Below are 3,266 nucleotides of genomic sequence, written 5' to 3'. Positions count from 1 at the left end.
AAAGGTTCATAAAGTTTCTTCAAATACACACAACCTAAAACCAGTTAAGCCGATCTTAGATCATTCCAAAGATGTGCTTATTGAAACATATAGAGCGCTCTCAAAGCTGGTGAAATCAGAAAAAGAAATTTCTCCAGCTGCAGAATGGATACTAGACAATTTTTATATCATCCAAGAACAGATTGTTCAAATCGGAATTGATTTCCCCAAAGCTTACCAGAAAAAAATCCCTATACTTGCCATAGGAGAGCATCAGGGACTACCCAGGGTCTATGAGATCGTGCTCAATATGCTTACACATACTGATAATGTCTTAGACAGCGAAGTCCTTCTCGAATACATTAAAAGTTACCAGCAGGAAGAAACACTAAAGTTGGGGGAACTTTGGGCCATTCCCATTATGATCCGTCTTTTTCTTATTCAAATCCTGGCCGAAAAAGCCTCGCGGATTTTAGAGCATAAGCATATCAAGAGTGAGGTTGAAAAATTCCTTCAAGCTGTTCAAAAAGAAGATTTTCAAGAACCTGGAGCTTTTTCACATGCCATTTCAGGCTGGGCAAAAGTCCATTCTGAAACATCAGGACTTTCTCATCTTCTGGAGTTGTTCAACCAACTTCAGTCAGCGGGTCTTCTCCATGAAGAACAAAAACGCTGGTTTGGTTACCATATCAATCAATATGAAACCACATTAGATGACGCCATGCGCTTGCAGGCTCAAAAACAATCCAGACTGCAGGTTAATATTCAAAATGCAGTGATTTCTTTAAGGAAAATTACAGAGACAGATTGGTCTGACTTTGTAGAGGACTGCTCCGTCATAGACAGTATTCTAAAACAGGATCCCTCCGGATATTATATGAAGATGGACTTCCTTACCAGAGACAGTTACCGGAGAGTCATTGAGAAAATCAGCAGGCATTCTAAACTGTCAGAAACTGAGGTATCAAACCATGCCCTGGAATTGGCAAAAGCTCAGGTGGAAACTGCTATAGAAGATTCAATAAATCCAGTTTTTGATAAAAACAAGGTGAAACAGCATATAGGATACTACCTGATAGGAGACGGATATCCTGAACTCATCAAAAAAACTGATTTTGCCATTCCAATCAGAGAAAGGATTCACAGAGCTTTTGAAGCTCACTTTTCTTTATACCTGATAACACTTTCAGTTTTCACACTTGGCTTTTTAGGGATATTATGGATGGCTACAGGAGTAATCAGCTATTCACCATTAGCCATCATTGCAGTTATTTTTATTGCTTTTTTTCCCGCTTTCGATTTATCCATAGCTGTTGTCAACAGGTTTTTCACGTTTTTTTTGCCTCCACGGGTGCTGCCCAAAATGAACTACAAAGACGATATTTCAGATGACTCCAGAACACTTGTGGTGGTTCCAACCTTATTTTCTTCTCCTGAGGATGCCTTACGGCAAATAGAAAATATTGAAATCCATTCCTTGGCAAATCCGGATTTGAGGCTTCAATTTGCAATCCTTTCGGATTTTGCTGATGCTGAAGAAAAGTATCAAAAAGAGGACAAAGCCATACTTGAAGCAGCCAAAAATGCCATCCGGGAGTTGAATGAGAAGTATTCATCTCACTACGGCAATAAATTTTTCATGCTTCACCGTGAGCGCTTATGGAATGAAACTGAAGGTGTATGGATGGGTTGGGAAAGAAAAAGAGGAAAGCTGGAAGAGCTGAACAATGTAATTTGCGATCCAAACTCAAAAAGTTCATTTGCTGTCTTTGCTGGTGACTTTATTGCTTCAGTAAGTATTATTCCAGTTCGGTTTGTCATTACACTGGATGCAGACACCAAGCTTCCTCCTGGGTCTGCGAAAAAGCTCATCAGTACCATCTCTCACCCACTCAATAGGGCCTTATATGATGATAGCAAAAAAAGAATCACAAAAGGATATTCTATCATACAGCCACGCATCTCCTTCTCTCCGGAATCAGCGGGAAAAACGTGGTTTTCAAAGATATTTTCAGGAAATGTGGGAATTGACCCCTATTCAGCTGCTGTGTCAGATATTTACCAGGATCTTTCAGGTGAAGCCATTTTTACCGGCAAAGGAATTTATGATGTCAGCGCATTTCACTGCGTTTTACATAACAGGTTTCCCGAAAATAGGATTCTTTCCCATGACCTTATCGAGAGTGCTTACCTGAGGACAGGTCTTGCTACAGACATTGAGGTTTTTGACGACTACCCAAGCACCTATGCCAATTTCACAAAAAGAAACCACCGCTGGACAAGAGGGGACTGGCAGATTGCGGCCTGGCTTTTACCAACTGTCCCAGCGCAGGAAGGAAGCTGTAAAAACCCTATTAATCTCCTTTCAAAATGGAAAATATTCGATAACCTTCGGAGGTCTTTGAACTTTCTGTTTCTGACCGTCTTCTTTGTCACTGGTATTTTTTGGTTACCCGGATCCGGATGGATATGGGCAGCGGCAGCTTTTGGAATTTTGGCTTTCCCCACTTATGTCAGCCTATCTAGTGATTTATTGAACAGACCGGCACGGGTAAGGTGGAAACTTCATATGGTAAAAGTCAAGGACACCCTAAAAATAAATACTGTCCAGGCTATTGCTACAATTATCATCTTACCCCACCAGGCATTTATCCAATTGGATGCAGTCTTTAGGACCTTATATCGCCTGACAATTTCGAAAAAAAAGTTACTGGAATGGACGGCCTTCTCCAATGTAGAACAAATTGGCTCTAATTCACAGAAAGCCTATTGGCGAAGCATGATCTTTCCAGTACTCTTAGGAGTAGGGGTATTTTTTACAGCCATGATCAAAGTCCCCCATTATTTATGGTTAGTAATTCCGTTTTTTCTATTGTGGTCGAGTTCACCTCTTTTTGTATGGTATATCAGCCAATCAATTCAAAAACGTAGGGAGAGTATTTCAGATGAGGAAAAGTTAAAACTCAGAATGTATGCCAGACGGACATGGTTTTATTTCGAGCGGTTTGTAAATGAGGATCATTACTGGCTTCCTCCTGACAATTATCAGGAAGATCCTCCCCTGCCTATTATAGAACGCACATCTCCGACCAATATTGGGCTGGCTTTGGTCTCCAACCAGACAGCTTTCAACATGGGCTACATTACACTTGGGGTATTGCTGGAAAGGCAGCAAAAATCCCTACAAGCTGTACGCTCTCTTGAAAAATATCACGGACATCTGTTCAACTGGTATGAAACAAGACTGGGCGAAGTTTTGAATCCCCGTTATATTTCCACAGTGGATT

The 3,266-nt window shown here is 40.8% G+C and carries 1 pseudogene; it reads left to right on the top strand.

What is annotated here, in order from left to right:
- Positions 1-109 precede the first annotated feature (109 nt).
- Positions 110-3,266: pseudogene (locus EA341_RS00290) on the top strand (hypothetical protein); the annotation flags it as partial.

The organism is Mongoliibacter sp., assembly GCF_007692705.1.
Taxonomy (GTDB): domain Bacteria; phylum Bacteroidota; class Bacteroidia; order Cytophagales; family Cyclobacteriaceae; genus Mongoliibacter.
This window is presented reverse-complemented; position numbering and strand designations above follow the sequence as displayed.